The organism is Mitsuokella sp. UBA4253 (assembly GCF_002395285.1).
Classification (GTDB): domain Bacteria; phylum Bacillota; class Negativicutes; order Selenomonadales; family Selenomonadaceae; genus Mitsuokella; species Mitsuokella jalaludinii.
In genome coordinates, this window is record NZ_DGWR01000002.1 from 39726 (window position 1) to 46099 (window position 6374).

At 61.9% G+C, this 6374-nt stretch carries 5 protein-coding genes; 2 read left to right on the forward strand and 3 right to left on the reverse strand.

What is annotated here, in order from left to right; all coding sequences use genetic code 11:
• Positions 1-48: 48 nt before the first annotated feature.
• Both B2X55_RS00490 and B2X55_RS00495 read right to left on the reverse strand, forming a co-directional pair.
• Complete coding sequence (locus B2X55_RS00490) at positions 49-1416, reverse strand: sensor histidine kinase (protein ID WP_286820448.1); 1368 nt, start codon at positions 1414-1416, stop codon at positions 49-51.
• Positions 1413-2957, reverse strand: a complete 1545-nt coding sequence (locus B2X55_RS00495) for a hypothetical protein (protein ID WP_286820449.1) — start codon at positions 2955-2957, stop codon at positions 1413-1415. The genes B2X55_RS00490 and B2X55_RS00495 overlap by 4 nt, the downstream gene beginning before the upstream one ends.
• 122 nt (positions 2958-3079) lie before the next feature.
• Between B2X55_RS00495 and B2X55_RS00500 the strand changes: the two genes are divergently transcribed.
• Complete coding sequence (locus B2X55_RS00500) at positions 3080-4267, forward strand: hypothetical protein (RefSeq protein ID WP_286820450.1); 1188 nt, start codon at positions 3080-3082, stop codon at positions 4265-4267.
• 41 nt (positions 4268-4308) lie between these two features.
• Here B2X55_RS00500 and B2X55_RS00505 read toward each other — a convergent pair whose 3' ends face one another.
• The gene (locus tag B2X55_RS00505) at positions 4309-4965 is read right to left on the reverse strand and encodes a response regulator transcription factor (protein ID WP_286820451.1); all 657 of its coding nucleotides are present in this window, start codon (positions 4963-4965) and stop codon (positions 4309-4311) included.
• A 177-nt stretch (positions 4966-5142) separates the two neighbouring features.
• Between B2X55_RS00505 and B2X55_RS00510 the strand changes: the two genes are divergently transcribed.
• Positions 5143-6336 carry an MFS transporter gene (locus tag B2X55_RS00510; RefSeq protein ID WP_286820452.1) on the forward strand — a complete coding sequence of 398 codons (1194 nt, stop codon included), beginning with the start codon at positions 5143-5145 and terminating at the stop codon, positions 6334-6336.
• The last annotated feature ends 38 nt before the right edge of the window (positions 6337-6374 follow it).

Genomic DNA, 6374 nt, shown 5'->3' on the forward strand with positions numbered 1-6374 from the left:
GCAAAAAAAAAAGAAGCTGGGCTATCAGCTTCTCACTATGATGATCCCTCAATCTTTCGGGGCAGGGCAGACCCCCTCTATTGTCAGCGTGAATGAAGGCTGCGGCGATATGGTCATGTGTGCGCCCAGCAACTTGACACGCCGGATGATGGCCGAGAGGCCGCTGCCGGGGTGGAAGTCCGGCGGCGCACCGCAGCCGTTGTCGGCGATGCGCAGACCCGTCTCGCTCATCGTCACCTCGACGGTATCCGCATGGCCGTGGCAGATACCATTCGTCGCTGCCTCGCGCAGGATCTCCACGAAGGCGAGCGCCGTCGTGCGCTGCGCAGGCAGCTGTCCCGTGAGCTGGACTTTCACGCCAAATGCCTCATAGGCCCGAACGAGATCCTCCAGGAGCTCCTGCGGCGATTCTTCCTCGAACCAGATCTCTTCGAGCACCATGTCGACCGTGGGCACAAGCTTGGCCGCCTCCAAGGGCTCCGGCGCGGTCAGCAGTCTCTGCAGCATGCTGATGCGGCTGCCCATGATGTCGTGCACGCGGACGCGCACCTTCTCGAGCGTCTTGAGGCGCTCCTGCTCGACAGCCGATTGCAGCAGGCGCTTTGTCTCAGCAGCCTGCTCGGCCAGCACTGCGTTCTTCGCTTCGAGCTCGCGCGTGACGGCGTCGAGCTCTGTCACATTGGAGGCCGTGATCTCGATGCAGCCGCCCTTCATTGCCTTGCGCCGCAGGAGCCAGGCGCTGTGACGGAAGCGAAAGATCAGCGTCCCCGAGGCCTTGGCCGAAACACGCTTCCCGGCGATGGCCTCGAGGCACTGCCAGAAGGCCTCGGCATTGCGGAATTGCACACCGGCAATCCCTTCCATGAAGTCAAGCATCGAGAGATTTGCCAGGACGATGCGCCCATCGCCGTGTGCGAAGAGAATGCCCTCCGGCAACGTGTCGAGCCCTTCGCGTATCCGCTCGCGCTCTGCTCGCGGGCGCCGCCAGAGAAATCGCCAGCGAGCGATGAGCAGCAGCGCCGCCATCGGTGTGCTCCACGGGAAATGATTGGACAGCGCGCCAAGAGCCATCACAGCTGCTGCAAAGAGCAGTGCAGCCTGCGCGATGCAGCGGCCCTTGATGAGCGTGCGCATCTCTTGCCTGCACAGATGCCAGAGGCCTGCGAAAGAGAGTCCTAGAGCCGGGATGAGCAAGAGCGGATGGAGTCCCCGGACCGCGATATGGACCGCAGCGGCGCGCATATCGAGGCAGTCGAGCAGTAAATCACAGGCGAGCAGCACCGCCGTTCCCTCAAACCAGACCGAGGCATCGCCGGGCACGCGGCACACATAGGCTGCCCGCAGCCCAGATGCGGTGCAGATGACAGCCAGGAAGGCAAGCGGCAGCATGGCAAAGGCAAAACCGTAATCGCTCATGGCGCCGCCTCCCCTCGGGCAATGGCACATGTGACGGACACGGCATAGCCGAGGTCCCTGCACGAGATCAGAGCCGCCTCATGCTTTTCCTGCCAGAGAGACTGCCATCGATCCATCCACGCGTCGTGCCCATCCACTAGGAACGTCACGCTCTTCTCTCCCATCGTCACATACACTTCCTGGGCGGCCTGGCTGCGCGCCGCCTCGGCGAGGAATGTCACCAGTGCATCGAAGGCCAGAAGCGCCCCCTGTGCCGGCAGTACCTTCGGCATATTCCAGGTGATGGCCGCATGCACATGGAAGGCGCGCAGTGCCGAACAGATTTCCGAGGCAGCCATCTCGAGCTCTTCGATCGCGATTGTCCCGCTCTCCTCGCTCTTCAGGAAGAGCACACAGCGCTTCTTCGTATATGTCGCGAGCAGGTTGAGCTTGTGGACCGCATGCTCTCTCTCCTGCCCTTCGGTGCGCAGGATCTCCTCGCGGAACTCCCGGAAGTACGGCCGCAGTTCTTCAAGAAGTGCCTCGACCTCCCGGCGCAGGCGCTGGTGCATCGCCGCTGCTGTCTGCTGGCGGCGGAGATGCACTGTGCGCCGCAGATAGCGGCTCCTGCGCTCTAGTGCGCGGTTTGCCTGCGCGAGACTGCGCTGGCGTTCATGCAGCAGGCTCATGTCCTCATACCAGACGAGGGTGCCGCCACCCGGCACCTCCATCTTGGAGATGCGGCAGTCACGCCGTGCCCCCTGCTCCGGTGCTGCCTTCGAGACGAGGCGCACAGCCCCCCTTGCATCGAACAGCATGAGACCAAGCGATGCCTCGCGGAAGAATACCTCGTGATCGTGATTCGACGGCATGAGCCCCGTCCGCAGGCAGAGTTCGAGCAACAGCAGAAAGAAGCCCGTCGTCGTGAGCGTCACGTCGATGCGCACGGCAGGCAGAAAATTGTAAAAGATAGAATAGAGAAGGAACAGGATGCAGCACACGACAGGCAGCACCATCTGGAAGCGCCAGATTTTCTGCAGCTTCGCCTTGATCCAGAGGATTGCCAATGCCGTAAAGACTTCCAGGAACCAGAGGGTCCAGTAGGCATAGGCACCCCATTCAACCTCCTCTTCCCAGTCGCTGCCCTCCCTTTCCTGCGGGAACGAGAAGAACTGCTCATGCCAGTCATTCGTCAGGATGGCGATGGCCAGTGCGAGATTCAGGACGAGCAGTGCGAAAAGATGCACCGGAAGCCTCTGCGCGACAGCATCACGGTCGGCCACATGCGCAATCCATAGCAGTGCGACAGGCAGGGCCGCGCGGAAGATGTAATAGAGATACCAGAGCAGCCTCAGCAATGTCTCATCCGCATCCAGCACAGCCGGCTCGGCCATGTACTTCAAGAGGCGCACGGATTGCCAGGCGAGCAGCGCGGCAAGGAGCAGCCGGATGGCCCGGCGCGCGCCGCGGTGGAGGAAGCGCGCCCGGAGCGATTCACCCCAGAGCACGGTCAGAGCCGGCATGAGCACATATGCAAGATGGCGCAACCAGACGACATCCATACCATCACCTCCATTCCACATTCCTACTCTCGAACATTCCCTCGCTGCATCTCTTATGATACAATGAGAATAACCCAATTTGAACGAGAATCCACCCTCGCGCACCAAGAAAGGGGATACGTATGATGACCCACCAGAAGGCACGCCTGACCACACGAAATCTCTGCCAATGCCTCGGCGCCTTCGCCCTGCTGTTGAGCGCCTCCTCCACAGCCGCCGGAGCAGATGCCAGCTTCCAAGAACTCGAGCAGCAGGGCACGCTTGACAAACGAGAGCCTGCCCGTGCGGATGACGGAAAAAACTATCCGCGCCTTGTGCTGCACGGCGACTACCGCTTCCTCTACGGCAAGGGACGCTTCCACGCAGATGTACCCCAGGACCTCGGCGGGCCATACCGACGCGTCGACCAGGATCACTTCCGCGCCGAACAGCGCCTGCGCATCTTCCCGTTCCTCGAAACGAGCGGAAGCACGAGCATCCGCACGATGCTTGAGGACAAGCGCGACCGCAAGGACGAATCGCGCCGGCAGCGCCTGAAGCTCTCACGCCTCTACGTACAGCATGAGAACACCCACACGAAGCTCGAAGCAGGCCGCTTCAACTACTACCTCATGGACGGCAATGTCATCGACAAGCGCATCGACGGCCTGCGCTTCCGCACAGGAGACGTCGACTGGCCGCAGGGCAGCCTGGCCGTCTTTGTCGGCCGCACGACAGATGAGCCGGACAAACAGAAAGACGGTGTCTCGCTGCTCTGGAAGAAGCGCCTCGGCAAGATGGACGCCAGTGCCGCCTATCTCGATTTCCGCCAGCGCGAGGACCTGCCGGCCAGCCTGCCAAAACTCCATAAGTCTGGGATAAAGGCAGGCCGCGATGGCGATGGCTTCGACCGCCAGCACATCGCCTCGCTCGCCGCCCACTACCATCCCACCGAAAAATGGGAGCTCGGGCTCGAGGTCCTGCATTCAGACGGCCGCCACAACGCCGACGATTACCGCGAATCAGAGCGCGGCTTCGTCGCACTCGTACAGTATGGGGTGCTCGATGAAGCGCGCGCCGGCAGCTTCTCGACCTGGCTCCGCTATTACGACCAACCATCGTCGTCCGTCCTCTACCCGACGATGGATGCTGACAGCACCTTCTTCCGGCGCCAGGGCTTCCGCGGCTGGGGCGTGCGCACCGACTACGTCATCGCGCCGGGCCTTGCCTGCGCCGTCGAGGGATTCCGCCTTGAGAACCGCAGCGAGGGAGCCCAGCTTCGCGCGATGCACGAGTACATCCTCGGCACGAGCGTCACAGCCTACTTCTGACCTCGCGCAAACGTGCGTTTTAGGTACAATTTCAGGTACAATCAGGAGAATACCGTATCATCGCGCTCGCATTCATTCTGCGTCTCTGCGCTCGTCAGCCCCTTCTCGGCCGCTTCTACGGCAAGGCCGACCACGCTCTTGTGGCCGGTCTTTTCGAGCATATTGGTGATGTGGAAGCCGACCGTCCGCTTCGAGATGCCGAGCAGCTCGGCAATCTCCTCGCGCGACTTGCTGCGGCAGATGAGCTGCAGGATCTCGAGCTCGCGCTCCGTCAGGTTGGCCTCCGCCGCGCCGAACGTATCCCGGCCGCGGATGACCGGGAAGACGTGCTCCCCCGCCATCGTCCGCCGGATGCAGTCGATGAACGCCTCCCCCGCGGCTTCCTTATAGATGAAGCTGTCTGCACCAGCATCCCTCGCCCAGCCGACGAAGGCCAGCTCCGACATGCCCGTCATCATGACGACGCGGATCTTTGGGAAGCGCTCTTTGAGCCTGCGGCAGATCCGGATGCCGCTCGTGCGACTCTCCATGCAGATATCCATGAGCACCAGGTCCGGCCGATAGCGCAGGCATGCCTCCTCCGCCAGCTCGGCCAGCGCGCACGTCGCGCAGACGGCAATGTCCGGCACCGGCTCAAAGACCTTCTTGAGCCCCTCCAGCAAGATCCTCTGGTCGTCCACGAGCAGGATGTCAATCATCGCACTCCCTCCCATTCCATCGTATTTCTTCTATTGTATCATAGAGAAGAGTCAGAAGGAACCGCACGTTGTACCTAAAACGCACTTTTCAACGCCACCTGAAATGTACCTTTCAGTCAAGCAGGAGTGACTCGCCAACATCTGGCATGATGTGTGGTATAATAAAAAAATACTCTCATGAAAGGACTTGATTCTCTGAACAAGAAATACCTCTATCTGCTCGCTGCGGCGCATCTGAGCAATGACATCAACACGGGTTCGCTGCCCGCCCTGCTGCCGTTCTTCGTCAGCTTCTACGGCATGGACTACACGGCCATCGCGGGCCTGATGTTCGCCTCCTCGTTTCTGAGCTCCATCATCCAGCCCTTGTTCGGCTATCTGGCCGACAAGGGCTCGCGCCAGTGGTTCATGGCCGTCGGCGTCTTCTTTGCCGGCACCTCGTTGGCTCTGACGGGCTTCGTCTCCGACTACTGGCTGATCTTCGCTGCCGTCACGATCATGGGCATCGCGACGTCCATCTTCCATCCGGAGGCCGCCCGCTGCGTCAACGGCGTCTCGCAGGGCGCGCGCGGCAAGGGCATGAGCATCTTCAGCGTCGGCGGCAACGGTGGCTTCGGCTTCGGGCCACTCCTCGCCGTCTTCCTCGTCACGACCTTCGGCATGCACGGCCTCGCTTTCTACGGCATCACGGCCATCTGCATGAGCGTCCTGCTGCTCATCGCGGCCCCGCACCTGCGCCGCGCCATTGAGCGCAACAAGAAAGAGACGGCTGTTAAGACCGGCGCGGGGCAGAGTGACGACCGCCCTGCTGCCACGAACGACTGGCACGCCTTCGGCCGCCTCTTCCTCGTCATTCTCTTCCGCTCGACCGTCTTCACGGGCCTCTCGAGCTTCCTGCCGCTCTTCTGCATCCAGGCGCTCGGCACGAGCGAGGCCATCGGCTCGATGACGCTCTCCATCATCAGCATCGCCGGCGTCGCCGCCACGCTCTTCGGCGGCTGGTTCGCCGACCGCCACGGCTACCGCAAGACGCTGCGCCTCGGCAGTGTCCTGCTCGTACCGTTCCTCGCCATCGCCGTCTTCTCCCACAGCATCTACGCCGTCTACGCCATGCTGCTGCCGATGAGCTTTGCCATGCTCGCGCCGTACTCCTCCTTCGTCGTCATCGGCCAGGAGTACCTCGCCAAGAACATCGGCTTCGCCTCCGGCGTCACGCTCGGCATCTCGATGAGCATCGGCGGCATCATCGCCCCCGCCCTCGGCCACTACGCCGACACCTACGGCATCGCCGCCGTCATGGCCCTGCTCGTCCTAATTGCCGCCATCTGCGCCGCAGCCACCTTCCTGCTGCCCGCCAAGAAGCATCAATGAGAATATAGCACCCCCATACATACATGAAAAGGCCTGCA